This window comes from Candidatus Poribacteria bacterium (assembly GCA_028820845.1).
Taxonomy (GTDB): domain Bacteria; phylum Poribacteria; class WGA-4E; order WGA-4E; family WGA-3G; genus WGA-3G.
In genome coordinates this window covers 31,932-57,393 of record JAPPII010000119.1, presented here as the reverse complement: position 1 = coordinate 57,393, position 25,462 = coordinate 31,932, and the positions used below count along the sequence as shown (strand labels likewise).

Here is a 25,462-nt window from a genome sequence, read left to right as displayed (position 1 = left end):
CAGCCATCAGCAAGAAGAAGGATTCTTACTTAGACGAAAACCTCTTAAAACTGACTGCTGAAAGGATTTTTGAAAAATCCGCCCTGACCGCTGACTGCTAACAGCCCTTATTAGATTTCGCCAGCCATCCGCTCTGCCAGCCGAGCAAGTGCGGGTGAGGTATCCAACTTTTCAAGTTCTGCCTCAATCAACGTAAAGTGTCGCGTCTCAGCAAGTGCGGCTTTAATGGCTTCGTCAAATTCGCCCTCGGTTCGGACGTGGAACCCGCGTCCTGTTCCGAAGAGTGTTGGCATACCGCTGTAATTCCAGCACCCAATATCATTAAAAGGGCCTTCAAGCAGGTGTCGCTCCGTGCCATATCCGTGGTTGTTTAAAACAAGGATAATCGGGTTAAATCCGTGGCGTACGGTCGTTGAGAGTTCGGTACCTGTCATCTGGAAAGCACCGTCTCCAACGATAACAAGACACCGCGTATCTGGCATACTCAATTGCGCGCCAACGGATGCTGGCACTGCAAAACCCATTGAAGTATAGTAAGCCGGACTGATAAAGTTGGTGTGTTGATGTATTTTCAGTTCTACGGCTCCAAAGAGACTGTCACCGACATCGGCGATCACTGTGAGTTCATCGCTAATAAATTCGTTGAGATGTTGGAAGAGACGACTGACTGTCAGCGGTGCTTTAGGGTCAACCGCAAACGGTTCTGTGTCTCGAAATGCCCGGTTTAAGTTGAGTTTCCTTCGTTTTCGGAGTTTGGCGGAATTAATACCGTCGATGAAATCGTCGAACATCACATCTTCGTAGGTGTGGTAGCGGACAGTAAGTTTTTCGGACGTAGCATAGATAGAACGGGCGCGGTCAAGATTTGCGGTATAGATTCCGAGGTTCACGTCGGTCATGAAAGCACCGAGGATAATCACGCAATCCGAATCTTCGACAAACGCTCTCACTTCCTGCTTGCCCATCGCGCCTTCATAAATCCCCAAGTAGAGCGGATGCGATTCGGGGATCACGGATTTCCCGAGGAGCGTCGCCACGACGGGAATCCGTTTTTCTTCCGCCAACCGCATCAATTTGTCTTGATAGCCGAATCTGTGGAGTTCTACGCCTGCAAGGATTACCGGTTTTTTGCTCTTATTGATAAAATCGCATGCCTCGTCAACGGCAGCGTCCAACACATCTGGGTCGCTAATATGTTTGCCAGTCGAAGGACCTTGATAGAGTGTGCCGCGGACATCTACCATATCGCGCGGGATTTCAATGTATCCCGGACGTTTATAGCGATACACGGCATCAAGTACACGATCGATTTCGTTGAAAGCGGTAAAGGGTTCGTCGAGTAGGGCGGTCGCAACGGTTATCTCGTCATAGATGCGTTGCTGTGTATGGAAATCCCTAACTTTGTGATGAAGGAGGGCATCGTTTCCACGTTCTTTGATACCCGGCGCGCCGCTGATAACAACAACGGGTGATTTTTCGGCATAGGCACCCGCGACAGCGTTCACCGTTGACAACCCGCCGACGCAATAGGTAACGCAGACAGCACCCATCCCTTTTGTACGTGCGTAGGCATCCGCTGCATAACCGGCTGCGTCCTCACGGGTCATGCCGACATGCTGGATTGGACTCTGCTCAATGAGGTTGTAGAACCGCAGTACATAATCGCCAGGGATGCCGAAGATGTGTTCAATGCCATAACTTTCCAGTTTCCTGAGTAAGTATTCGCCGATTGTCGGAGGTCTGTTCTGCATGATATAGCCTCCTTGTGTATCTGTTTTTCTGATTCATTATATTAACACACCTCGGTGCTCATGATTGCCTCAGTTTTTCGATTTCTGTTTCTGGGATGCCCGTTGCTCTTGCAATGACTTCAGTGCTTATGCCTTCGCTAATCAGTGCGCGTGCGATGGTTTCCTTTTCCTTTTCTTTCACATCTATTAGCGTATCTTCCCAAGACTCTTCATCTTTGAGTATCCGACGCTCCGCAGGAGAAATATTGTCACGTTTAACCGCATCAATCACCTTCCCAAAAATTGGGGAGTTGTAGGAGTTTTCGTCTATCTCACCATCCAGAGAATCCAACACGAGTTCCAACCACGCTTTGATGCCAGATGGCGTTTTGTCATTAACCATACGCGGTACCACAAACACAAGTTGATGCGGATAGACATCGACTTTGCGGTTAAATTCGTTGATTGGGTTGAAATCTGTGATGGCAACACTGAAGTCAATCTCGCTCTCGCTATATGGACTTGTTAGGACAACAATTGTGTAAACTGTTCGATCGAACTGATATGCTTTGCTATTTTTCACCTGTTCGACGAGGTTGATGAGGTGGTAATATAAGAAACGATCGTAGAAGTGTCGTTCTTTGACGTGTTGTATCTCAACCACAATACGAGATTCCGGATCCTCAGCAAACAAATCGTATTCAATATCAACTTGCCCGATGGGTTCAAGAAATTTGTAACCACGGTGCACCTCATCGGTGTGGAAATTGATACCTAAGACATCTTCAGCAAATTGACAGAAGATTTCTGGTTGACTGAACGCTTTTTTGAAAGCAGTATCGTATCGTAAGGGAACAACTTGCGCCATTTTGTACTCCTTTTCATATCTGCTATGTCGCCATTAAAATTTCAAGAAATGCCGTCATATACCCGATAGCATACGCCCGACCCCGGTGCCCCCAATCTGTATCGTCAACAACGTGCGGAACATGGTCGGTAATCATGAAACCCGTAAAGCCGACCTCTTTGAGCGTCCGCATCACCTCGAACATATCACAGTTGCCTTCATTTACAAAGGATTCAGCGAACTTTGGGACATGTCCTTGGACATCTCGGAAATGGACGTAGAAAATCTTGTCACGCTCCCCGAAATAACGGATCGCATCCGTGACACCAGGTCCCATCTCAGACCAAGAACCGACGCAGAAGTCGAGTCCGTGTATCGGGCTGTCAGCGATTTCCATCGCACGTTTGAAACCTTCAAAATTACGAAACAGACGCGGCACACCTGCAAGCGATTCGACAGGTGGATCGTCTGGATGAAGTGCGAGTTTAACGCCTGCCTCCTCCGCGACCGGTAGAATTGCGTTCATGTAATACTCGTAGTTTTCCCATATTTCCGCTTCAGTGAAAACACGTCCGTGCGTTAGCGGTGCGTCTTTTACCTGTTCCATATCGAAACTAGTAACCGCAGCACCACCCCTGCCGGGAGTGGTTCGAGAGGTGCGCCAGACTTGATTGGGCATCCAATGATACCCGAAGATTTCTACACCTGCTTTACCGATATTGCGGATTGTCGTCGCCATATTTTCAATTTGTTCGTCGCGGCACGGCAGTCCGAGCATGGCTTCGTTATAGAAGGAGACAGGGACGTTCTCAAGGGCTGCCAATCGGAGTCCAGCGTTTTCTACTTCTGTGCGGAGTTGAAGGATGTCCATGAACTCCCAGCGTTCTGTGCCGGGAAGTTGTGGCGTGTTGAGCAGGACGTCTTCGACACCGAGTTGTTTGATGAACCGTAAGCGTTCTTCGCTGAGTTGGCTGAATTGACCTAAACCGAGGCGCATTTTACGAGCCATAGGTTTCTCCTTTGCGGGTTAAAACTGTTTATCGCTATCCAATAGAATCGTGACAGGACCGTCATTAATGAGTTCCACGTCCATCATCGCCTGAAAAGTGCCGCCTTGCGTTGGTATATTCTGTTGTTCAAGAGCGATGATGAACTGCTCATAAAGGGCATTCGCCAATTCGGGTCGGGCGGCTTTGATGAAACTCGGTCTCCGTCCTTTGCGACAGTCGCCGTAGAGCGTGAATTGCGAAACCACAAGCGCAGCACCACCTGTGTCGAGAAGGGAGCGGTTCATCTTGCCGTCTTCGTCCTCGAAAATGCGGAGATTGGCGACTTTGTTGGCAATATATACTATTTCCGTTGCGGTATCTTCATGGGCAACGCCGAGAAAGATGAGGACACCCGCTCCGATTTCAGAGACGAGTTTGCCTTCTACTTTAACACTGGCGGATTTAACGCGTTGAACGACTGCTCTCATCGGCGGTCTCCCCAGATCTCTCTATTAAAAGAGCAAATTCTCGCCTTCGAGTGCCTGCGTCTCCTCACCTCCGAAGGTTAGGTTAAACAAGAATCCGGGACGGCTGTTGAATCCGAGTTGGAAGGCAAGTGTATTTGAAATTTCGTAGCGGAGTGTAAGTCCGATGAGGTTCGTCACATGCACGCCTGCATAAGGGAGTTCGCGCGAAAAATCGGCGACAAACCACATGTTATCTGAAACAGCGACCTCAGTGCCGACCTGCCAATTAAGGGTAAAAAAGTCCGTTGTTTTCAGGGACTTTGATGTTAAGAAGACACCAACACCGGCATGGACTTTAAAGAGATCCCCAAATCTTTGCGTGCCGACCAGATAGGTATTGACACCCATAAATGGAAAGCCGTCAGCGGGACTATGATCGAGGAATTCGTTGTCCGAGTTAAGTCGGTCATCGGCTGTGAGACCGAACTGCACGTCTCCACCGACGGAGATGCTTGGAAGGTTATCGTTCCGATCGGGTTTGATATTGTACTTCAGTCCAATGATACCGTCAAACAAAGGCTGTTCATAAACACGACGGTTAACATTTGGATCTGTGTTGTTCTCTGTGGCTGTATTGTAGAAATCGTAAACAACTTTCCGCGCGCCGCCTGTCGAAAATGTACCACCGAGCAGGAGGTCGAGTGCATCGTTTAAGCCGTAAGCGAATCTAACTGGCACCAGAAAGGTCTCAATCTCAAACGTTACGCGATGCGATTCCTCAAACCCTCCGATATCTACCCTTTGGCTTAAATCGGGTAGCAGATCGACTTTAGCGTATTGTAGGAGTCCGAATGTGGTACTCGAGCCGCCTTTACCGAGCGGTTCCGCTGTCTGGATGGTGTTCAGTTGTGAAACCTTTGGTAACTGTGCTGAAACCGGCAGTGCGATGCTAACGAGAAGGACGGTACAGATAGTGTAAATGAAATATTGCGTATTGCGTGTTCTGTTTTTAACGTGCATGATGTTTATCCTTTAGTGGTAATTAGCAATTAGGACGCTGCGCTTTTAGCAATTGGTAAAAAAGTTTTCTTCGTCAACGGCTAAAAGTGAAGCGGTAGCGGAACGTCCTAACCGCCGACTGCCACTTTACTTTGCTTCTACCATCGCGCTTTCGTCGCGCCGTCCATCGGGACCCGGGGTATCGTCAAAGGCAGTGATGTAGTATTTCTTGAATTCCAATGACTGACCGACGAGGATAGGGTCTTCACCAATGATTGTGAAGTTGCGATCCTTTCGTCCGACTGCGGGTCGGGGCAGTAGATTGCCTGCTGCGTCTCTTGTATAGAGTTGGTATCCAGCGAGGTCGGGTTCGGTGTTGGGTGTCCATGAAATGGCCGCATCGTATTTTGTATTGAATAGGGACCGCGGCAAATAACGTACCCTCACATCTTTTGGTGGCGCGGGGGGCAGGTTTGGGGCGGCTGCGGTAACTACAGTGATTGCCTCCGCGCCGAACTCGTCAACACCAGCGATACGATAGACTTTGCGGATACCGTCACTTTCAAAATCGTGATCAAAATAGTAAAGTTTATCGCGCTTCGGCTCAGCAATCAGTTTGAATCGGAGCGGTTTGTCCTCTCCGGGGTCAAGTGCAGCGTAGACGCGGAAAATAGAGAAATCGCGCGGGAACTCATAACCGTCCCAAAAAAGTTTGACGGTAAGATCGGTTGGGTCACCGAGTGTTACAGTAGGGGCAGGCGGCGGGACACTCGGTGTGGCGAGTGCTGTTTTCCAGATACGACGCGGTTCTTCACCCTCAGTAGGTGGGTTGGTCGGGTCTGGTGTTTCGACACCGTTGACATCTACATAAGTGACGCGATATTCATAGGCGAGGAGGCGGCCAGACGCGTCGATGCGATCGTTTTCGAGGTTTTGGGTATCAATGAATTCGTTGGCAGGCGCGTCAACCGAGCCGACTAATGTAAATTCCGTATCCGTTCCACCTGTAGAACGTCTGTAGATACGGTATCCTTTAATGCCTACCTGACCTATGTCGTTCCACGTGACCCGGACCTGTTTATCTCCAGCAAAAAGGATCAGACCGTCTGGCGCGCCAGCAGTGCGTAGATTCTCCGGATCGAGCGGGTTGGCGAAATCTTCCGTGTTTGTGCAAGCACTCAACAGAAGGAGGCCAAGGCATATCGGAAGACTGAGCAGAATAGACTTGTTGTTAAATAGGTATCGGATTAAGTACATTGCTTTTTTCCTTTTAAAGAAACTGTAACGAAATTGATGCAAAGTCCTGTAGCACGAGACCGTGTATCTACGAGATAAGTTTTTAATCTCCATTTGGTAGGCGAGGTTTCCAACCTCGCCGGTCTTCAGTTAGTTTTCTCCGATCCATGGTAGGCTATGAGATGCGTCCTAAAAATGGTGCAAGAGCCTTAGACTCGCGCGATGCGTTTGGAAATCGTAATGCGGGTGCAGTTGGAATGTGGTGCGTGGGAATAGCAGACTCGTGTTTTGAGAGAGACGATTTGCGAAGCCACTTAGGCGTGCCCGTGATGTTTCAACTTGCGCATTCGATCCGTGTACTGAGGAAACTGAGGTGTCCACAGGTTCTGGTGTATCCAGTTGGTTGTAGATTGAGAAAAGCACGGCAAGACCGACACATCCGAGACCAACGCCGGACATGATGGTGCTGGCATTTCGCCTAACGAGAAAAGCGTCCTTGTGCGTCTGAATATCTGCTTGAATTGCGGCGTTGAGATAAGTATCGTACTGGTCTTGCGCAGATGCTTTAAGGATGCTGCTACCGAATTGAAGGCTCATGCCAGAGGCAAAGAGTGCTATTGAGAGAACACGCGAACGGCGCGCCGCCGCTGCCTGTCCATTTGCTAAGAGAAAAATAAAGGCGCAGCTGCACGCAAGTGCAATATATTTTTGAGAGGTACTATGGTATTTCATCGGTTTCTTCCTTTATTATTTTAAACAGATCTCTTGCTATAAAGTTTACTCCATTTTTTCTATAAAGTCAATGCTTTTTGGTAAGACTGAATGACCCTACGGCAACGCCAGGGCTATTTAGTTTTAAGAGTTAAGTTTATATATCTGAAGCCTTCCCGTTTCCGGAAGCCCGAATTTATTCGGGACAGCGCACTTTTCCCCAACAAGTTGGGGCATCCGGATGTAAATTTTGGTAAGACTGAATGACCCTACGGCAACGCCGAGTATAATTGACATTCGGCAAAGAATATGATAAAATTAAAGAAATAGAACTTTTTGTAATAGAGATTGTCTTAATCAGAAACGGGTATTTTCGGAAGTACGCTTGGAAGACGCGACGGAGGAAAACGAAATGAAATTGAAGGTTGCCGGTAGTCAACGCAACATCGTTGCGAAGCTCGGGATTGGGTGTATCGTATGCTCGCTCCTCGGTTTTGGGGTGTTGCTGCACGCACAAGATAAAACAAAGACGGAATTTATTGCCACGAAGCCTGAAATGCGTTCGGTCGAAAAACCAGAAGCGGACGCAGCGAAAATGCAAGAGATGATAGAAGCAAAGGAACAAACTGAAACGCAACGTAACAGATTTCGGCAACGTCAAAACCGAGCGACAGTTGACTTTGGAGAGAATGCGGCGTTCTACAAGGTGATTATTGATAACAATCTCTTTCGACCCTTAGGGTGGACACCACCCAACAACGAACCGGCTTATAGTCTGGTTGGCACGGCTGTGCACCCGGACGGTGTGATCGCACAGGCAACGCTGCTGGAGAAAAGATCGAACCGCTACCATTTTGTTACTATAGGCGAAAAACTGGGAGACATAACTGTAAAGGACATCCAAGCGAAACAGGTTGTGTTGGAAAAAGATGGGGAGCCGATAACGCTGAAAACGGAGGCACTTCAGTTTCTTACGACGAAACGGGGGAGTGCCAGCAGGGCTGGTGGAGGCGGCTCTGAAAAAGAGGGCGGTGATAATGCGGCGAAAAACCAAGCCAACGCTAACCAACAGGCGGAAGCTGCAAAGCGCAGACAGATGGAGATGAAAGAACAAATTGAGGTATTAGGGATAAACCAGAAAGAGTTGGCAGAAAAACTTAAGAATGCTTCGCCAGCGGAGCGGCAAGAAATAATGCGGGAAGTTAGAAGACGTGCTGGCGCAAGAAGAGCAGCAAATAGGGCAGGTAACAGACGACGGGCAGATAGATAGTCCTTTGAGGGTTACACGGTTTGTAGGCGCGGTTGTGAGAACCGCGCCTTTTTATTTTGAACGCTACGCTGCCGCTTGCGTATTCTCTGGCATGTTTTCGAGTCGAGAGAGCCAGTAGCCGACATCGAAGGAATCATCACCCGTAAGGAAACGCCACTGCTTGATCCGATTGACGATTTCAAGCCTGACATCGTTCCCGTACCATCTGTGATTTCTCCCTAAGATGCCGTGGAAAGCTGCTGTATCGAGATCGTCTGTGTTCCAGAGTTGACACTGACGTACCGTTGGGTTAAGGCGGAGTTTGAACATGTAGCGCGTCCGGTCGGTCAGATTCGGTTGTGCACAGTGCCACATGCCATGATGCACAACGAGCAACGTGCCTGCCTTACAGACAACAGGATGCTGCCCAAGGAAGTTTTGGTAGCGGGCGATGTCCGTCTCACAGACGCGGCGATAGTGGCTTCCCGGTAAAATCATCGTTCCGCCCATTTCGCGCGGTGTGTCGTGCGAGAAATAAAAGAACTGGATGTCAAAATGCATCCGCAGGTCGATGATCGCATCGGCGTGCCAACTTTGTCCTATTTCGTTCTGGGGACGGACGATATGAACGGCGTGATGATCGTAGAGCGGATTCTCACCAACAAGGCTGTGGATGATACCTTTCACTTCCGGCAGTCGAAAGACTTTGCCGACGGTTGAATCGTCGTCCCACACCTCATCTAAAACCGTGCCGCCGCGTCCACGCACAATAACACCGGCTTCCATTTCTGCATGTGCGGCTTCATTCAATTCGCGGGGGATGAGTTCATCGAAACGAAGGTAACCGTCCGCGACGAAGTTCGCCATCTGTTCCGTACTGAGTAGATAATTTTTGTCAATCATGAGATTTTCTCCAATTTCTCAAGAATATATTCAAACCTGAGATATGAAGTGTGATATTCCATGCCGGGATAGGCAGGAAATTGTTGTGGAAACTGAATCACTCGCCAGCCGTCTTGCATCGCTTCCACGACCGAGCTGTAGGGCGGTGTCTCGCTGTCACCTGTGGTATGGCGTTTTTGACCCGTTCCATCGTACATCGCCCAAGCGACCACGCCACTGTTCAGGTCAGGCGTGTGCAGATGCAGTACAAGGAGTTGCTGTCTTAACTCAGACATAATATACGTTGATTCTCCTTAACGCTTCTTGAAATCTACCGAGTTGCGTGTGCCTTAATTTGACTCCACGTGGTTACCAGTTTTCCGCCGGGCTGTACGTCCAACGCTACTGACATTCCATCCTCCATGAGTTCGGTAATTTCTTTTTCACTCAGGGGTCTGTCATAGAGAACAACTTCGTCAATAGCCCCCGACATCCAGTAGTTACCGATGTCGCATCCACCAATAAAGAAGAGATTATCGCTGGTATCGGGTTTCGTCCCTGGCGACACTTGTGCGTCTAACGCTCCGTTAAGGTAGAGTTTGAAGTCAGAACCGTCGTAAGTGCCTGCGACGTGATGCCAATCACCATCAGTGACAGCGGTCTTCGCGTCAAACGATTTCCAACCGGCGTTTGTTGTAAAGGAGTAATGAATAACGCCGGTGTTAATGTTACCAAAGAGCCCATAGTTCCTACCCGTAGGATTTCGGGTCTCTTTAGAGGCAATAATCTGCCATGCGCCAGAGATTTTCGGAATATTCACCCATGCAGCAAGCGTGAAGTTCTCAAGGTCAAGTGCATTATCATCGGGGACCGTCACCATATCGGAGCCGCCGAACTCCATCGCACCGTCAAATTTCCCATCAACCCATTTCGGTTTTCCTTGTGCGATTTTGCCATCCAGTCCATTATCAGAGGAATCGGTGACAGTGTCCCCTTTGCCTTCATCAAACAACCATGCCCCGACAAGTCCGTCTGTATCCAGTGCTGTGGCGTGCGGTGACATGGAAAGTATCACAGCAGAGAAGCTTATGGTTAGAAGTGTTAGTATTCTGTGCATCGGAAATTCTCCTTAGTTACGCAGGCCTTCGATTGCAAAATCGAGGCTATCGGTTAAACAATGGTTTCGGGGGGTATTGTCGCATCTTTCGGGACAATCACAATGCCATCTCGAATATAGTAGTTTCCGGCATCATAATTGTCAAGTCCATCTCGATTGACGAGTACGGAATTATCACCGATTCGCGCGTTTTTGTCAATGATTGCGTTCTGAATTAAGCAATTTTGACCGATGCCGATGTGAGGAATACCTGCTTGTGTGTTCTCCTGTTGCGAAGCATTGGATTCATAATAGTCGGCACCCATAAGTACAGATTGATAAACTCGGCTGCCACTGGAGATAATACTTCGGATGCCGACAATTGTTCTGTCGAGTTCCGAATCATCAATAATAGAGCCCTCAGCGAGAATTGAGGAGCGGACGCTACTACTATTGACCTTTGTGCTGGGTAAGTGGCGGCGGTTGGTATAGATAGGTCCTTGCTCATCGTAGAAGTTGAAAGCCGGTGAGGTATCGGTAAGGGCAATGTTCGCGTGGTAGAACGAACGGATCGTCCCGATGTCCTCCCAATAGCCGTCGAAAAAGTAAGCGGATACCTGATGTGTTTTGATACTTTTTGGAATGATATCCTGACCGAAGTCTACATTCGAGTCATCTTTAAGGAATTCGTGGAGTACCTCGTGATTAAAGATGTAGATCCCCATTGAGGCGATATATTCGCGGTCTTCTGCTTGAATGCCGCGCGATGTAAACACTTCCGGTTCAACGCGTAGGGGGAGCAGTTCCCCTTCGGTTTGTGGTTTTTCGACGAAGTTAACGATGCGCCCAGTGCGATCTGCTTGGAGAATACCGAGGCCGCTGGTATCTTCCTTCTTGACTGGAATGACGGACACTGTAATGTCGGCTTTAGATTCCGTATGGACAGCCAACATTTTGCGGTAGTCCATTCGATAGAGATGATCCCCCGCAAGGATGAGGACGTGTTCATCTTTGAATCTTGGATTGAGAATGTAGGGTTGATTATGTTTAACAGCATCGGCTGTGCCCTGATACCACTCGTCCCCCATGAGGGTCTGTTGTGCTGCAAGAATTTGGACAAACCCACGTCGATAGCTATCAAATCGGTACGCTCGTGCGATGTGTCGGTTCAGTGAGACGGAGTTAAATTGGGTCAGGACGAAGATGCGGTCGAATCCAGAATGAAGGCAGTTGCTAATTGGTATATCTACAAGTCGAAATTTGCCCGCGATGGGGACGCTGGGTTTCGCGCGGTCTCGGGTGAGTGGGAAGAGCCGTGTGCCACGACCGCCGCCAAGAATTACCGCGATAACGCTTCCGTTACTCATAAGCGTTTCCTTTCAAGAGTTATTAGTCATCAGTATGGGTTGCTGCGTAACGTCTGTAGGAGCACCCCTTGTGGTTGCCCTATTTAATATCTTTACTTCGCTTTACTATAAACTCCCCTTAGTGGATAGCACACCGGTGATGGACGCATCGAGACGTGTAGCGATGTGCAAGGCTTTCGCTACAGCTTTGAAAATCGCTTCGATGATATGGTGTTGGTTTGTACCGTAAGGGACGTTGATGTGTAGGGTTGTGCCGCTGTGGTTGGCGAATCCGTGAAAAAATTCCTCTGCAAGTTCAACATCGAAATCGCCGACCTTCGCGTCACGAAGCGGTGTTTCATAATGTAAGTAGGGTCGCCCACAAACGTCAAGGTCTACTTTGGCAAGGGATTCATACATCGGGACAGCGAAGCTGCCGAAGCGTCGCATGCCTGCTTTGTCAAGGACGGCTTTTTGGACGGCTTGTCCTAAACAGATACCGACATCTTCGGTGGTATGGTGTGCGTCTACGTGTAGGTCTCCCTTTGCTTCGATCTCCAAGTCGAAGAAGCCGTGCTTGGCGAAGAGCTCCAACATGTGATCGAGGAATCCAACACCCGTGCTAATAGTGGAGGTGCCCGTTCCGTCGAGGTTCAGGCGAAGTTGGATCTGGGTTTCTGCTGTTTCACGCGCAATTTCTGCTGTTCTGTCCATTTTTTATAGCTTTCAGCCTTTAGCCATCAGCAATGAGTCAAGAGAGCATTGGTGGATTACAAACGTTCTCAACTGCTAAGCGAACCGCTAACGGTTTCCGACTGCTGACAGCCAATTACTATAGTTATGCCCACGTTATAAGACCGAGTTCAGAGAGCGATTCCAGATCTTCATGATAGGGTAAGGCGCGCACGGTGTAGCCGTGCAATCCGGTCTGTTTCAAGGTAAGCGTTCCTTCAAAGAGATAAGCACCACCCCCAAGATCCGCCTTATATTCCATGGGTGTAGCGTTGCCGTTGTGAATTTCGCCGGTGGTATCTAACACGCCGTGATAAATTTGGACAGCAAGTTCATGTGGAAATAAGACATCGGTGTGTATGATTGCCTCCACTGTTGTGGATTCACCCACACCTAATTCAAGATTTTGAAGTGTAAGCGATGTGCTATTCGGGGATTTTTCCTCAATCCAGAGGTTCCCCCAATGGTCCTGAATGTGGCTTTTCCAGTGCGCTAAGGCGATGCTACGTTTTGCTTCGTTTTCGTTGAGTTCCGACCAGCGCTGGTGCGTTGGGAAGTATAACTGCTCGGCGTACTCGGTTACCATCCGTTTCGTGTTGAAAATGGGTGCGAGATTCTGCATTGCGGTTTTCATGCGTGCGACCCACTGATAAGGGACATCATCAACAGCACTACGCTCGTAAAAGAGCGGGACAATCTCTTTTTCAAGGAGTTCATAAATAGCGTTGGCATGTACTTCGTCATTGGATTTTGTATCGTCTGAAGCCGTTCCGGTATCGATTGTCCATCCGCCGCCTAAGTGGTTTGCTTCTGCCCACCAACCGTCTGCGATACTCAAATTGAGTGCGCCGTTTGCGGCGGCTTTCATACCGCTGGTGCCACTTGCTTCGTTGGGACGTAGCGGGTTGTTTAACCAGACATCGACACCTTCAACGAGATAACGTCCAACGCAAATGTCGTAGTTCTCAACGAAGACGATTTTATGATAAAAGCGGGGTTCTGCTGCGATACGAGCGATACGCTGAATGAGTAGTTTCCCCTCATAGTCGTGCGGATGCGCTTTCCCAGCAAAAATGAGTTGTACGGGACGTTCAGGATGATTCAAAATCTTGTCGAGTCGGTCTACGTCTTGAAAGAGTAGCGTTGCGCGCTTGTAGGTCGCAAATCGGCGTGCGAATCCGATAGTCAATGCAGCAGAATTAAGGACTTTAATCGCTGCACTATCAGTTTCTTTTCTCCGGTTAGATTGGGTTAGTTGGGCTTGTGAGCTCCGCCCTAAAGTGCCACCGAGTGTGTGTTTCTGTTCTTGCCGTTGACGGGCGAAGGTGATAAGACGTTCGCGTCGGCGTTCATGTATGCGCCATAATTCGGGATCAGGTATATTTGAGATTTGCGTCCAAACGGCTTGGTTTGTGAGTTCAACGATCCAGTGGGGTCCAAGGTATCTGTCGAAGAGCCCCTGCATATCATCGGAGACCCAAGACCGAGTATGAATGCCGTTGGTAATCGCACTGATAGGTATCTCATGGGCAGGAATGCCTTGCCAAAGGTTTTTCCACATATCGCGGGAGACATCTCCATGCAGTTGGCTCACACCATTACGCATTGCCGATAGCCTGAGTGCGAGGAGCGCGGGACTGAATTCACTGTTGGTGTTGGTTGGGTTAGCTCTGCCGAGGCCGAGAAAAGTTTCAGCAGAAACGCCGAGCTCGTCGTAGGAGTTGCTGAAATAGTAATTCACCAAATCCGGTGGAAACCAGTCAATGCCAGCAGGAACAGGTGTATGGGTTGTGAATATATTTCCGGCTTTCGTGGCTTCGCAGGCTTCTTCAAAACGGATGCCAGTGCTCTGCATCAACTGCCGGATCCGCTCAATTGCGAGGAAGGCTGCATGTCCTTCATTCATGTGGCAGACGGTGGGTTGGATGCCGAGAGCGGTTAAGGCACGATATCCACCGATCCCGAGTAGAATTTCCTGCTTGATGCGGAGGCGTTCGTCGCCACCATACAGGTAATCAGTGATATTCCGTAATTCCTCGCTCTGGTTTTCTGGGATGTTGGTATCAAGGAGATATAACGAAACACGTCCGACTTGGGCACGCCAAACCTTAGCGACGGCAGTCCCTTCTGGATATGAGACTTCTATGAGGAGTGGGCTTCCATCCAGACGTTTCTCCGGTCGGATGGGCATATTATAGAAGTCGTTTGTCGGGTAATCAGCCATCTGCCACCCGTCTGCGGTAAGCGTTTGGCGGAAGTAGCCGTGTTGATAGAGGAGACCAACTGCAACGAAAGGCAATCCGAGATAGCTTGTAGATTTCAGGTGATCACCCGCTAAGACCCCTAAGCCACCGGAATAGAGCGGCATACACTCTGTTAACCCATATTCCATAGAAAAATAAGCAATTTTCAGGTTTTCGAGCGTATCATCACTGTAATTTGTTTCAAACCATGAAGATGTTTGATGGTATTCTTTGAACTTCTTGTGGATGACCTCAAACCGAGCAAGAAACATGCTGTTTTTTGATGCTTCATCCAACTGCTCTTGGGAAATCTGTCCAAGCATTGCGACTGGGTTGTGGTAAGTTTTTTCCCACAACCCAGCGTCAAGATAGCGGAAGAGATCGAGGGCTTCACGATCCCAAGTCCACCATAAATTTAGAGCGAGCTCACGCAGAGGTTCGAGATTCGGCGGTAGCGTAGGGACCACTGTTAATTGACGAAGTGGCTTCATTTAGTTCCGTGCTCCTTCCGAAATCTATGCAACATCTGCGTCTGATTGTTGTGTTTTGAGTGTGATGTAAGTGCCTTGTTTTCGTTTCTCGAAATCTAATTTTCCTTCGCGAGCGAGCCAACCGACTCCCATCAGGACTGAACGTTCAGTTTCCCCGATTTCTCGGGTTATTTTTGTAACAGTGGCTTCGTTATTTTCCTCAAGATAGTGCCAGATGGTGCCGGCAATGTGTCCAATATTATCTAACATCTTTACCTCCGAAAGATTATAAGTAGTTATCGGTTGTTAGTTAAGAGCGGTTTGTAACAATCTTCCTAAACTTTGGGTACGCAACGAAGGGGTAAATTGTTACATCTAAATCTCTTAACTGATGACTGATGGCTGACAACCGACTACTATTATATTATAGTTGCTTTTGGTGGGGTTGTCAAGAACAAAAATCTCAGATCGCACCAGCAAAAAGATTGCGGATTGTACCCAGACGAATATCATTGAGGACGGTAATGGGGCGAACCTGTCCTGCAACCGCGTATTTTGAAAATACCTTGACAGTTTACTCAGACACATGGTAATTTAAAAATTGTTATAGCGTCGGATCGGAATCTTAAATGATAAGCGCGAATCTCGATAAATAAAGACACGAAGTGAGGTAAAAATTTGAGTATTGTTGTTCACGCCACACACGAAGCCATCCAAAAAATGGGAGGCATTGGGGCGGTTTTGGAAGGGTTGTTGACAACCCATAGTTACAATGCTACAGTTGAGCGTACGTTTCTCGTGGGTCCACTCTTTCCAGGGGCAGATTTAGGAGAATTAGATACGATACTCTATCGCGCCAGCGATGGAATAAAAGACACGCCGCACGCCGATGCGCTCAGTGGGATTGAGCAGACGTATCACGTTGAACTTGTCTACGGGCAACGGCGGTTTGATGATAAAAATAAAAAAGTTACAACCCTTACAGATGTTATTTTGGTGAATGTATCAAGCAGCAATGAAGATTTGACCAGTCAATTCAAGTGGCAACTCTATGAACACTTCCACCTTGAATCGAGCCGTTACGAGAGCGAGTGGGAATTCGAGGAGTATATCCGTCTTGCGGAACCTGCTTATGATGCGCTGCGGACACTTATCGGTAGACAGGCAGAGACACCGGTATTCATTATTTCTCATGAATTTATGGGGATGCCGCTTGCGCTCAAAACGCTTATTGCGCGGCAAAACGATGCGAGTGCGAAAAACATGCGCACCATCTTTTACGCCCATGAAGTTGCAACAATCCGCCCTATTGTTGAAGGACACCCGGGCCACGATGTCCGTTTCTATAACGTTTTAAAACAGGCGAAGGCGCACGGACAGGCGATTCATGATGTTTTTGATGATCCATTTTGGTATTTTAAGCACGCCTTGATTGATAAAGCACATCTCTGTGACGCTATTTTTGCCGTTGGTGACCTCGTTGTAGATGAACTTCGGTTTTTGGCGAAACCGTTTGAGGGTTTCCCAATTAACCTTGTTTACAACGGCATTCCTGCGTTTGAGGTGAGCCTACAGGAAAAATTAAAATCAAAGGCACTGCTTCAAAAGTATGCAACGACGCTGCTCGACTACCGTCCAGATTACGTCTTTACACACGTAACGCGTTTGGTTAAAAGCAAAGGCTTATGGCGCGATTTACAGGTGCTTACACATCTGGATTCCTTGCTTGCCTCCAACGATAAAACGGCGGTGTTATTCATCCTCTCCACAGAAATTGCAACGGGTCGTCCGTATGAGACTATCCATGAAATGGAGCAAGAGTACGGTTGGCCTGTGTACCACAAGATAGGCTATCCAGATCTCGTGGGTGCCGAGGTGGAGTTAAACAACGGCGTGTCTGCGTTCAATTTGCGGTCTAAGGCAATTAAGGTGGTGTTTGTCAATCAGTTCGGATGGAGCCAAGAGGCGTGTGGAAAGCGAATGCCCGCAGAGATGGAGTTCATGGACATCCGCAAAGGGAGCGATGCGGAATTTGGACAATCCATTTATGAACCTTTCGGGATCGCACAGGTAGAACCGTTGAGTTTTGGTGCGATCTGTGTTGTGAGTAATGTCTGTGGGTGTTGCGGTTTCATTCACCGTGCGACGGATGGGCAAGAGGTGCCGAATGTCGTTATTGCCGACTATACGGAGCTGCGGATACCCCCAGAATCGTTAGAAGATGTGCTGCACATCGGCTTGACGGAACGGAATGCGATTGAGTTGGAGAATAGTCGGGATATTGCTGCGAAACTGCTTGGACGGCTGCCGCGTAAACCTCGCGATGTAGAGGATATGATCCGAGAAGGCTATGACATCGCTTCCCGCATGAGTTGGGAGGTTGTCGTTGCGAATTATTTCTTGCCTGGATTGAAACAGGCGTTATAAAGTAGTGCGCATACGCCGTATGCCGTAACAACAAGTAAGTTTTTTGGGGTTTAGTGAACGGCACAGCGGAGCGTATCTACTACTTTTAAGGAGAAAATAAGGTGAAAAAAATGTCAAACCAAACTGCAGTCCTGATGACACCGGAACAGAAGTTTTTCTTTGATCTTCGCGGCTGGATTCTGATACCCTCAATATTGTCGGATTCAGAGATAGAAGAGATGAAAGCAGAAGTCTATGCGGGTGCCAGACAGAGTTATCAAGGTGCCTTACAGACCTTGCTTGACCATCCGGCAATTGTTGGAATCCTAAACGAGATTTTGTCCGAAGATCCGTTTGTTAGAGATGATTGCTATGGATTTCGGTGTGAAGGGTCTTTTACGACTGTCAGACCGCCCGGCTGGGGCGTATCCGAACGTGGCGATAACGGTCTGCCACACGTCGTCCGTCCGCCCCAACAGGCGAATGCGATGCGCTATCAGGTCGCCGGTGGCAAAATCTTTGCGGGATTGACGCGCGTCGTCTGGGAACTTGAAGAAGTCAAATCAGGACAGGGTGCTACCTCTTTTCTCAGCGGATCGCATAAGGCACACTTCAACTATGGCGGTCCCGATCCGTATCGTCCGAACATCGGTGAATCGCCGTGGGAAGCGAATATGCGCGAGATGATGGACGACTATAGCTGCCCACCGGGTTCTGTTGTTATCTTTACCGAGAGCCTCGTCCATGCCGCGAACGACTGGACGAATCCGTCGAATCCACGCTGTGCTGTCTTTAATTGCTACAACTCCATCTGGGCACAATGGCACCGGCTGAACCTGAGCCATGAGGTTATTGAAACCATGCCGCCGAAACGCCAATCGTTATTCCGTGGCACATGGGCGATTGGCGGGGGTCCTGGCGGCAACCGTGAGTATTCATTAGAGAATAACACGACGTGATAAGATGGGTTAATTTAGCGCGCTCAGCAGGTGGGGTTATAGTACCAGTAGCGCGCCTCTCCCGAAAAAGACATTAAAAATGCTGGAGTGTCTGGCTCCAGCAATCCAACATAGACATATCGTGGTGGTAGAGGTCACGGTTGGCTGTCCCTATTTTTCCGAAGAGGAAAACACCGTCCATACGGCACGTATTCGGGCTAAGGTCATACTACGTCTTAATCTGCAGCTTCACCACGCGTCGATTCTGTAGGCTCAGGCTTCTCGGCTGCCGGTTTCGGATCAACAAACTTATACTTACCTGTTTTCCTTAATCTTTTCCCTACCTCTTGGTAATGAGCAATTAACCGATTGAGATCATGTCCGCATTTTTCTGAAATTTTCATCCGCATTTCGCGAACTTCCTTAACTACTTCATTCATTTCTGTACTACAAAGATCAATTTTCTTATCCATTTTATGTGGAACCTCCTAAGTAGTCATGTAGTGTTTTTAATTCTAGTGTTGCTTAGACACTAACACCAACGCACTCCGGGCAGGCACATAAATCTGAATAGATTGCGTCTGCCCCGCCATCGCTACATCTTGCCACGGGTAATGGACACCCTCTACGGCACCGTGGCCGCCGTAAGCAATATCATCGGTGTTCAGAATGAGGCGGTAATCTGCCCGCTGCGGCACTGGAATACGCCAATCTGTAACGGATGCCGTCGGATGAAAGTTGAAGGCAAAGACAAGTCCGCTTCGCTCGTAGGCAATCTGTTTTGCCTCTTCGTGGATAAATAAGAGATGAATGCCTTCTTCAGCAAGCAGATGGTGTACTATATCAAGGTGCTGCATCGCGCGGTCAAAAGCGTTGAGATGCTTGTATCGGAGTGCTTCATCGTCGAGGAGTTGCCACTGCCTGCGCGCATACCAGTAGGAGTTATTATTGCCTGCGCGCGGAAAGTCGATCCATTCAGGGTGTCCAAATTCATTTCCCATAAAGTTAAGGTATCCCTCACCACCCAAGCTGAACGTCAGAAGGCGGATGAGTTTGTGGAGCGCGATTCCCCTTGCAACCACGAGGCTTGTCGTGAAAATACTCATGTTCGTGTAGAGTTCAGTATCCATGAGTTGGGTAGCAAGCGTTTTGTCGCCGACGATGCTCTGATCGTGGCTTTCGACGTAAGCGATGTGTTTTTCACCTGTACGGCGGTTGCGTAACATACCGTAAATCTCACCGATGTGCCAGTCTTCATCCTCTTTTTCCTTTAACAACTGAATCCAATAATCTGGAATTCCCATTGCGAGGCGGTAGTCGAAGCCGAGTCCGCCTTCTTCAATGGGGCGCGCGAGACCGGGCATTCCACTCATGTCCTCAGCGATCGAAATCGCAGCAGGGTTGACGGTGTGGAGGACTTCGTTTGCTAACATCAGGTAGACAATGGCATCCAATTCAACTCGGCTATCAAAGTAATCAGCGTATCCAGCGAACACCCGTCCAAGTCCGTGGTCGCTATAGAGCATACTCGTGATGCCGTCGAACCTGAACCCATCAAATCGATAGGTCTCCAGCCAATAGCGGATGTTGCTAAGAAGAAAACGCTGCACCTCGTATTTGTCGTAATCGAAACACCGCGAGTCCCATGCGCTATGTTCGCCTTTCTCACCGGCGTGGAAGTAGTGATGTGCCGTGCCGTCAAAGTGATTCAGCCCTTCGTTAAGATTTTTAATGGCGTGGCTCTGCACCAAATCCATGATAACCAGCAATCCCATGCTATGCGCTGTATCAACAAGCGCTTTGAGTTCCTCTGGCGTTCCGAAACGGCTTGAGACAGCGAAGAAGTTACTCACGTGATACCCGAAACTCGCATAATAGGGATGTTCCATCACCGCCATTAGTTGAACGGCGTTATAGCCTAAGTCAGCGATTCGGGGGAGGACATTTTCTCTGAACTCAGCGAATGTGCCGACTTTTTCCGCTTCTTGCGCCATGCCGACGTGTGCTTCGTAAATTCGCAATCCTTCAGTTTCGGCATTAAAATCAGGGGCTTGGTATTTCCACTGATACGGATACGATGGTGTCCAATACTGTCCGCTGAAGTCGGCATCGTCTTCCTGAATGACGCGCTGAACATAAGCCGGGATTCGATCGAGTCCACCGAGTGCTGATACGACATGTACCTTAATTTTACTTCCATGTGAGAGTCGTTCAGCATAGTGTTTGTCGGGTAGGAAGAGATGCCAGACTCCCCATTCATCAATGGACATCGGGTTTGCAGCGCGATCCCAGCCGTTAAAATCGCCAATGAGTGAAAGTGCCTGCGCGTTCGGTGCCCATTCACGGTACCAGACCCCGTTTTCGCCGTCGTTTTCTCCGCGATTGAAGCCGAAATAGTGGTGTCCTTGGCTTATTTCACCTAATAAGCCGCCAGTTTCTTCTATCTTCCTTCTGAGACGTTGATAGTGCATGAACCGTTGGCGTAGTTGTTCAGCGTACGGTTTTAACAAAGGATCTCTTTTGATGAGAGCAGTGCCGTCTGCTTGTCTGCCTTTTGAGCGTTGCTTTCCCATAGTGTATCAGTTTACCACAAGAAGGCTTGCGATTCAAGGGAATGTGTAGTAACATAAGCACATGCAAACACTTTTTCACCGAATAACAGGACTTATATTCATCGCACTGATAGTGTTGTTTTCTTCGAGTATTAAGGCGGCGAGCTCCTTTGAAATTCAGATATTCGATGGGGCAGCAGAAATCATGCGACCCTATACGCTCATATCTGGCAAACAGTACCGACTTCAAGCAATCTCCTCTGATGAAAAAATTCTGCCAGCACAGTGGTTTCTATCGGGAAATTTAGGCAAAATTACAACAGATATGCCGCCAATGCTTACGGCGGTTTTTGTAGGAGATGGTATTCTTATCTGTCGTGTGGAAGGTGTGGAACAACGGGTAAGGTTAAGGATTGTCCCTGCAACAAAAACGATTGGGGATAGTGGTGGAAAACTCCAAAGTCCGGCGGATGTAGCAATAGACCTGCCGAAGGGCGCGCTTGCTGCCGAAGAAAAAATAGGGATAGAAATTGTGGCACCACCCGCATTACCACCAACACTGCAGCGATTCGTCCATGTCGTCCAGATTTCACCCGAAGGACTTGTCTTGAAACGCCCTGCACAGTTGGCATTTCTATTTGAAAGTGCCGCGTTTATGGCTGCGAAACCACAACTCTATTTTTGGGAAGCGTATGGAAAAAAATGGGTGCCGTTGCAAGGTCGTGAGGATAAGGCACAAGAGGGCGTGACAACTTCTATCAACCACTTCGGAATTTATGCCTTGACGGCTGCTGTGCCTGAAGATTTGAAACGTAGTGAACGGCTGGAGATTCGGAACCTTGAACTCTCGCCGCGCGTATTTTTCGCACCCGATAGACATCGATTGACGATAGCCTATCGACTCAACGCCCCCGATGCAACGCAGGTATTTGTGACAATAGATATTTTTGACCTTCGCGGTAGACAGGTTCGACGGTTGCTTGAAGAGGTGCCACGTTACATCGGACCGAACGCTGTGCAGTGGGATGGATTGACGGATAATGGTACGCTTGTCCGAAATGGACGTTATCTACTTGTAATTCGGGCAAGAACGGGTTCGCAGCGAGCCGTCTATCGGAAACTCATTATAGTCTTTAAGTGAGACTCAGAAATAGAGGCGGAATGAAGAAAATACGAGATTCGGATAACTGCCAAACTCGGATTGGAATTCGGTAGAATCACCGTTTTTAGGGCGTTTGCCTATGCTGATGAAACCACCGACAGAGAGATGAATATCCTCTGCAACGTTGTATGCGATCTGCGGTGCAATCCAGGTTGACGGATCGGATAGGTTAAGCAGTATTTGTCCACTGAGACTAATCAGGGGGGTCAGTTGACGGGTGAATCCGGGAGCCAGATAGTGGGTGCCAAGTAGATAAACACCGCCGCGCGTGTACGCCGGTTTCTCCAAATTGGTAAGAAAATTTTCGGGTTCTGTCGCACCTGCACCGTTGAAATGGTATTCGATAAACGTATAGGTCTCCCCACCGAAACTATAGTCAAGCCCGATAGAGGCACGCAGATAATTGTCCGATGTGTTCGGTTCGTCATCAAAGGGTTCGGCAAACACATAAGCCGTTTCCAGCCAAAAGCCAGCACCCCCGATACCACGGGCTATATCTAAACCGACGAGCAGATCTTTCTGAAATTCCAAAAGTAGAATTGAGAAGTCTGTCTCTACGGCGTTCAATTGGGTTCGGAGAAAGATGGCACTCTCATCAAAGTCGAAATTAGACCCGAAAATATATCCTGTATCTATCTCGCCCAGGACCCCTACAGGAATCCGCATCCGAATGGTGTCTACGCCAACGCGGTCTTCGGTATCAAGCTGGTCGTAGGTATAGGGAGCGATGATGTCGGTTGGATTCACAATTCGAGCACTACCCCAGGCAATCGCATCCCGACCGATGGAAAAATCCGCAAAATCTGTGCTGAACTGCACCGAAGCCCGATCGAGATTATGATAGATACCAACGCTGCCAACCAGTTCATCCTCACTCGGATAGAGCTGGGACTCGAAATCTGCGACGCGGTAACGGGATGAAGCAATACCGACGGCAAACGGAGATTGAGAGAAAAGGAGTGGGTCTTGAACGCGCGGGGTGAAATCGTAAGCGAAGGCAAATGAGAGTGAATCTGTTGGTGCGTAAGAGAGGTTGAAACGCAGTCGGTTAACCACGACCCCCATCATCGATGCCTCTGGAAGCGGGGAGTTAAATGCCGTAGAAAAGTTCTTGTAGTAACCACCAGCTCGGAATTCAGCCGCAGCGGTTCCTGCAAGAAACGTTACCATCAAACAGATGATGGCGGTCAGAATCTTTTGCATCAACTGAAAGCCTCTTTTAACTGATAACCGATAACTGCAAACTATTAAAACTAAAAACCCAGGGAATGCCCGGGGAAGCCCACACGGGCTTCATACCGTTGATTATCTCTTATCTCATTTCGTCAGTGTCTATGCGTCCATCGCGTAAGGTTATCAAACGCCTTGCACGCGCCATCACCATCGGATCGTGGGTTGAGAAGATGAATGTCATGCCGGTTTCTGAGTTAAGGTGGCGCATCATCTCAAGCAGGTCGGCACCCGTTTTAGAATCGAGGTTCGCCGTCGGTTCGTCGGCGAGAATAATCGTCGGTTCAGAGACCATAGCGCGGGCGATCGCTACACGCTGTTGCTGTCCACCTGAAAGCTGCGTCGGTGTCCGGTTGGCAACCCCCTTTAACCCAACGGTTTCAAGCATTGCTATGACCCGTTCATGCCGTTCTGCTTTCGGCACACCCGCCAAAAGCATGATATATTCAACATTTTCCTCGACTGTCAATACAGGAATTAAATTGTAAGCCTGAAAAATAAATCCGATGTTATCGCGTCGAAAGTCGGAGAGTTCATTGCCGCTCATTTCTGATAACACCTTGCCAGCAAGCCACACTTTCCCTTCTGTAGGGCTATCCAATCCAGAAATGATGTTGAGAAAGGTTGTTTTACCAGAACCCGAGGGACCCACCAATGCCGTAAATTCTCCCGATTCGATGGTTAAATCAATCCCGTTAAGCGCGTTGACAGGAATATCGTCCGCTGCGTAAACCTTCGTCACGCCTTCTGTGACGATAACATCTTTGTTCTCAGTTTGTGCCATTGTGAGTACCTTAGGATTCCAATCAATTGTGAAACCGCTTCTACTGATCCGTCCCAGGTGCCCAGAGTATCTGCTTTCATCGGAGATCACCGTGAAACGAAGTGGAACGGTGCCCAGATTTAATAGTTAAAAAATTAAAAGATGCGCCGCATCGCGTCTACGGGAGCCATTTTAGCTACATGCCGAGCCGGATACAACCCTGCAATGAGGGTGAAAACGAAAACCCATATCGGATAGATGATGAACTGTTCAACCGTCATGACTGGACGGATGAACTCCTGCATCGTCACACCCATCATTTCAATGCCGGTGTAATCTATACCTGTGTATGCCAACAGTGCTGTCACGAGGAATCCAAGTATCATTCCTACGCCAATGCTCACAATCGCTAAAGCACCCGCTTCAAATAAGATGACGCGCGCCATCCCAAAAGGACGGGTGCCAACGGCGCGTAGCACACCAAACTCAAACATCCGTTCATACAACGACATGAAAAGTGTGTTGATAATCCCGAAGACAACTATCGCAAATAATATAACGCCTATGATATATTTGCTGTATGTCGTCATGTCTAACACAACAGTTAATTGTGACATCAGTTCTGTCCAGCTTAATGCTTCGTTGCCATGCTGGGAGTAAGTGTCCCAAAATGGTAGTGTCGAGTCTTGTGCGTAAGCGATGGAAGAGAATTTAATAGCGATTTCGTGGACATCATTACCAATCGCAAGCATTTCTTGTGCTTTTTGAATCCGGACAAATGCCATACCGCTGTTCATCGCCTCGTCAGCAAAGTTATAAATACCGGAAATCCGAAACATCTCTTGGGAAAGTTCTCCGGTTTTAGCTTGTGCCACCGTCACAACCACTCGATCGCCAAGTCCAACCTCTAAGATTTCGGCGAGTTTTGCACCAATGACGACATCGCGGCTGTTATCCCCTTCAAAATAGACCCCCTCCGTTATCGCGTCGTCAATCAGCGACAGGTGCCTTTCTGTAGTGGGATCAACGCCGACGAGATTAATCGCACTGACATTCGCTGGAGACGTGATCATCCCGAAAACGAGCACTCTTTGCGTCCAATGTTGAACGATGGTTTCTTCAGAAAGACTCGCTGTCACCTCATCGAGGGCTTGGATTGTCAATGAAACCTCTTGTTCGTCTCGGAAACTTTCCCGATGAATCTGCGCATCACCGAGGAAAGAAGCGGTAGCCGTCCGAATCAAGATCTCTTGCATCCCTATCATGAGTGCATCCATAAAGATGAGAGCAGTCAAACCGATACCGATCGCTGTCGCAGCGATAATGGTCTGCCGTTTATTCCGAAAGATATTGCGCCATGCGAGTTTTACTAAAATCAACCACATTTTTCTAATTTTCCTTGCGGTTCGGTTAG

23 protein-coding genes are annotated in these 25,462 nt (G+C 48.6%); 4 read left to right on the top strand and 19 right to left on the bottom strand.

All coding sequences use genetic code 11. The features are described 5' to 3' along the window. Window positions 1-110: 110 nt before the first annotated feature. The 7 genes from OXN25_22790 to OXN25_22760 form a co-directional block, all read right to left on the bottom strand. Window positions 111-1,751 carry a thiamine pyrophosphate-binding protein gene (locus tag OXN25_22790; GenBank protein ID MDE0427693.1) on the bottom strand — a complete coding sequence of 547 codons (1,641 nt, stop codon included), beginning with the start codon at window positions 1,749-1,751 and terminating at the stop codon, window positions 111-113. 58 nt (window positions 1,752-1,809) lie between these two features. Continuing rightward, window positions 1,810-2,598, bottom strand: coding sequence for a PD-(D/E)XK nuclease family transposase (locus OXN25_22785; protein ID MDE0427692.1), 789 nt, complete (start codon window positions 2,596-2,598; stop codon window positions 1,810-1,812). A gap of 22 nt (window positions 2,599-2,620) precedes the next feature. After that, window positions 2,621-3,586 (bottom strand): mannonate dehydratase, encoded by a 966-nt coding sequence (locus OXN25_22780; GenBank protein ID MDE0427691.1) that lies wholly within the window; start codon window positions 3,584-3,586, stop codon window positions 2,621-2,623. Window positions 3,587-3,604: 18 nt separating this feature from the next. Continuing rightward, window positions 3,605-4,054, bottom strand: a complete 450-nt coding sequence (dtd, locus tag OXN25_22775; GenBank protein ID MDE0427690.1) for a D-aminoacyl-tRNA deacylase — start codon at window positions 4,052-4,054, stop codon at window positions 3,605-3,607. Between the two features lie 24 nt (window positions 4,055-4,078). Beyond that, complete coding sequence (locus OXN25_22770) at window positions 4,079-5,053, bottom strand: hypothetical protein (GenBank protein MDE0427689.1); 975 nt, start codon at window positions 5,051-5,053, stop codon at window positions 4,079-4,081. Window positions 5,054-5,179: 126 nt separating this feature from the next. Beyond that, window positions 5,180-6,289 (bottom strand): hypothetical protein, encoded by a 1,110-nt coding sequence (locus OXN25_22765; protein ID MDE0427688.1) that lies wholly within the window; start codon window positions 6,287-6,289, stop codon window positions 5,180-5,182. 168 nt (window positions 6,290-6,457) lie between these two features. Then, window positions 6,458-7,000 (bottom strand): hypothetical protein, encoded by a 543-nt coding sequence (locus OXN25_22760; GenBank protein MDE0427687.1) that lies wholly within the window; start codon window positions 6,998-7,000, stop codon window positions 6,458-6,460. 391 nt (window positions 7,001-7,391) lie between these two features. On the opposite strand from OXN25_22760, the gene OXN25_22755 reads away from it, so the two are divergent. Beyond that, window positions 7,392-8,249, top strand: coding sequence for a hypothetical protein (locus OXN25_22755; GenBank protein ID MDE0427686.1), 858 nt, complete (start codon window positions 7,392-7,394; stop codon window positions 8,247-8,249). 63 nt (window positions 8,250-8,312) lie between these two features. Here the strand turns inward: OXN25_22755 and OXN25_22750 are convergent, their stop codons facing one another. From OXN25_22750 to OXN25_22720, 7 genes are all read right to left on the bottom strand, one after another. After that, on the bottom strand, window positions 8,313-9,131 hold the full coding sequence (locus tag OXN25_22750) for a phytanoyl-CoA dioxygenase family protein (GenBank protein ID MDE0427685.1): 819 nt from the start codon (window positions 9,129-9,131) through the stop codon (window positions 8,313-8,315). Beyond that, complete coding sequence (locus OXN25_22745; protein MDE0427684.1) at window positions 9,128-9,406, bottom strand: hypothetical protein; 279 nt, start codon at window positions 9,404-9,406, stop codon at window positions 9,128-9,130. The genes OXN25_22750 and OXN25_22745 overlap by 4 nt, the downstream gene beginning before the upstream one ends. A 35-nt stretch (window positions 9,407-9,441) precedes the next feature. Continuing rightward, on the bottom strand, window positions 9,442-10,227 hold the full coding sequence (locus tag OXN25_22740; GenBank protein ID MDE0427683.1) for a LamG domain-containing protein: 786 nt from the start codon (window positions 10,225-10,227) through the stop codon (window positions 9,442-9,444). 53 nt (window positions 10,228-10,280) lie between these two features. After that, window positions 10,281-11,573, bottom strand: coding sequence for a glucose-1-phosphate adenylyltransferase (locus OXN25_22735; protein MDE0427682.1), 1,293 nt, complete (start codon window positions 11,571-11,573; stop codon window positions 10,281-10,283). Window positions 11,574-11,678: 105 nt separating this feature from the next. After that, the gene (hisB, locus tag OXN25_22730) at window positions 11,679-12,266 is read right to left on the bottom strand and encodes an imidazoleglycerol-phosphate dehydratase HisB (protein ID MDE0427681.1); all 588 of its coding nucleotides are present in this window, start codon (window positions 12,264-12,266) and stop codon (window positions 11,679-11,681) included. A 124-nt stretch (window positions 12,267-12,390) separates the two neighbouring features. Further along, window positions 12,391-15,018: an alpha-glucan family phosphorylase gene (gene glgP / locus OXN25_22725; GenBank protein ID MDE0427680.1), complete on the bottom strand. Its 2,628-nt coding sequence runs from the start codon at window positions 15,016-15,018 to the stop codon at window positions 12,391-12,393. A gap of 24 nt (window positions 15,019-15,042) precedes the next feature. Then, window positions 15,043-15,267, bottom strand: coding sequence for a winged helix-turn-helix domain-containing protein (locus OXN25_22720; protein ID MDE0427679.1), 225 nt, complete (start codon window positions 15,265-15,267; stop codon window positions 15,043-15,045). 408 nt (window positions 15,268-15,675) lie between these two features. Here OXN25_22720 and OXN25_22715 point away from each other — a divergent pair, with 408 nt between their 5' ends. Further along, complete coding sequence (locus OXN25_22715; GenBank protein MDE0427678.1) at window positions 15,676-17,424, top strand: hypothetical protein; 1,749 nt, start codon at window positions 15,676-15,678, stop codon at window positions 17,422-17,424. A gap of 110 nt (window positions 17,425-17,534) precedes the next feature. Next, entirely contained in the window at window positions 17,535-18,362 is an 828-nt protein-coding gene (locus OXN25_22710; protein ID MDE0427677.1) for a phytanoyl-CoA dioxygenase family protein, read from the top strand. A 215-nt stretch (window positions 18,363-18,577) separates the two neighbouring features. Here the strand turns inward: OXN25_22710 and OXN25_22705 are convergent, their stop codons facing one another. Together OXN25_22705 and OXN25_22700 are read right to left on the bottom strand one after the other, a co-directional pair. Next, the gene (locus OXN25_22705) at window positions 18,578-18,814 is read right to left on the bottom strand and encodes a hypothetical protein (GenBank protein MDE0427676.1); all 237 of its coding nucleotides are present in this window, start codon (window positions 18,812-18,814) and stop codon (window positions 18,578-18,580) included. Between the two features lie 42 nt (window positions 18,815-18,856). Continuing rightward, entirely contained in the window at window positions 18,857-20,914 is a 2,058-nt protein-coding gene (locus tag OXN25_22700) for an alpha amylase C-terminal domain-containing protein (protein ID MDE0427675.1), read from the bottom strand. Window positions 20,915-20,975: 61 nt separating this feature from the next. Between OXN25_22700 and OXN25_22695 the strand changes: the two genes are divergently transcribed. Further along, on the top strand, window positions 20,976-22,034 hold the full coding sequence (locus tag OXN25_22695) for a hypothetical protein (GenBank protein MDE0427674.1): 1,059 nt from the start codon (window positions 20,976-20,978) through the stop codon (window positions 22,032-22,034). Between the two features lie 3 nt (window positions 22,035-22,037). Here OXN25_22695 and OXN25_22690 read toward each other — a convergent pair whose 3' ends face one another. The 3 genes from OXN25_22690 to OXN25_22680 form a co-directional block, all read right to left on the bottom strand. After that, window positions 22,038-23,258: a hypothetical protein gene (locus OXN25_22690; GenBank protein ID MDE0427673.1), complete on the bottom strand. Its 1,221-nt coding sequence runs from the start codon at window positions 23,256-23,258 to the stop codon at window positions 22,038-22,040. Window positions 23,259-23,367: 109 nt separating this feature from the next. Beyond that, on the bottom strand, window positions 23,368-24,069 hold the full coding sequence (locus tag OXN25_22685) for an ABC transporter ATP-binding protein (GenBank protein ID MDE0427672.1): 702 nt from the start codon (window positions 24,067-24,069) through the stop codon (window positions 23,368-23,370). A gap of 134 nt (window positions 24,070-24,203) precedes the next feature. Further along, window positions 24,204-25,433: an ABC transporter permease gene (locus OXN25_22680; GenBank protein ID MDE0427671.1), complete on the bottom strand. Its 1,230-nt coding sequence runs from the start codon at window positions 25,431-25,433 to the stop codon at window positions 24,204-24,206. Window positions 25,434-25,462 lie beyond the last annotated feature (29 nt).

What these genes read in the sequence shown, in the direction of transcription:
- OXN25_22790 (MDE0427693.1), bottom strand. Translation starts at nt 1,751, where the DNA reads ATGCAGAACAGACCTCCGACAATCGGCGAATACTTACTCAGGAAACTG.
- OXN25_22785 (MDE0427692.1), bottom strand. Translation starts at nt 2,598, where the DNA reads ATGGCGCAAGTTGTTCCCTTACGATACGATACTGCTTTCAAAAAAGCG.
- OXN25_22780 (MDE0427691.1), bottom strand. Translation starts at nt 3,586, where the DNA reads ATGGCTCGTAAAATGCGCCTCGGTTTAGGTCAATTCAGCCAACTCAGC.
- dtd (MDE0427690.1), bottom strand. Translation starts at nt 4,054, where the DNA reads ATGAGAGCAGTCGTTCAACGCGTTAAATCCGCCAGTGTTAAAGTAGAA.
- OXN25_22770 (MDE0427689.1), bottom strand. Translation starts at nt 5,053, where the DNA reads ATGCACGTTAAAAACAGAACACGCAATACGCAATATTTCATTTACACT.
- OXN25_22765 (MDE0427688.1), bottom strand. Translation starts at nt 6,289, where the DNA reads ATGTACTTAATCCGATACCTATTTAACAACAAGTCTATTCTGCTCAGT.
- OXN25_22760 (MDE0427687.1), bottom strand. Translation starts at nt 7,000, where the DNA reads ATGAAATACCATAGTACCTCTCAAAAATATATTGCACTTGCGTGCAGC.
- OXN25_22755 (MDE0427686.1), top strand. Translation starts at nt 7,392, where the DNA reads ATGAAATTGAAGGTTGCCGGTAGTCAACGCAACATCGTTGCGAAGCTC.
- OXN25_22750 (MDE0427685.1), bottom strand. Translation starts at nt 9,131, where the DNA reads ATGATTGACAAAAATTATCTACTCAGTACGGAACAGATGGCGAACTTC.
- OXN25_22745 (MDE0427684.1), bottom strand. Translation starts at nt 9,406, where the DNA reads ATGTCTGAGTTAAGACAGCAACTCCTTGTACTGCATCTGCACACGCCT.
- OXN25_22740 (MDE0427683.1), bottom strand. Translation starts at nt 10,227, where the DNA reads ATGCACAGAATACTAACACTTCTAACCATAAGCTTCTCTGCTGTGATA.
- OXN25_22735 (MDE0427682.1), bottom strand. Translation starts at nt 11,573, where the DNA reads ATGAGTAACGGAAGCGTTATCGCGGTAATTCTTGGCGGCGGTCGTGGC.
- hisB (MDE0427681.1), bottom strand. Translation starts at nt 12,266, where the DNA reads ATGGACAGAACAGCAGAAATTGCGCGTGAAACAGCAGAAACCCAGATC.
- glgP (MDE0427680.1), bottom strand. Translation starts at nt 15,018, where the DNA reads ATGAAGCCACTTCGTCAATTAACAGTGGTCCCTACGCTACCGCCGAAT.
- OXN25_22720 (MDE0427679.1), bottom strand. Translation starts at nt 15,267, where the DNA reads ATGTTAGATAATATTGGACACATTGCCGGCACCATCTGGCACTATCTT.
- OXN25_22710 (MDE0427677.1), top strand. Translation starts at nt 17,535, where the DNA reads ATGTCAAACCAAACTGCAGTCCTGATGACACCGGAACAGAAGTTTTTC.
- OXN25_22705 (MDE0427676.1), bottom strand. Translation starts at nt 18,814, where the DNA reads ATGGATAAGAAAATTGATCTTTGTAGTACAGAAATGAATGAAGTAGTT.
- OXN25_22700 (MDE0427675.1), bottom strand. Translation starts at nt 20,914, where the DNA reads ATGGGAAAGCAACGCTCAAAAGGCAGACAAGCAGACGGCACTGCTCTC.
- OXN25_22695 (MDE0427674.1), top strand. Translation starts at nt 20,976, where the DNA reads ATGCAAACACTTTTTCACCGAATAACAGGACTTATATTCATCGCACTG.
- OXN25_22690 (MDE0427673.1), bottom strand. Translation starts at nt 23,258, where the DNA reads ATGCAAAAGATTCTGACCGCCATCATCTGTTTGATGGTAACGTTTCTT.
- OXN25_22685 (MDE0427672.1), bottom strand. Translation starts at nt 24,069, where the DNA reads ATGGCACAAACTGAGAACAAAGATGTTATCGTCACAGAAGGCGTGACG.
- OXN25_22680 (MDE0427671.1), bottom strand. Translation starts at nt 25,433, where the DNA reads ATGTGGTTGATTTTAGTAAAACTCGCATGGCGCAATATCTTTCGGAAT.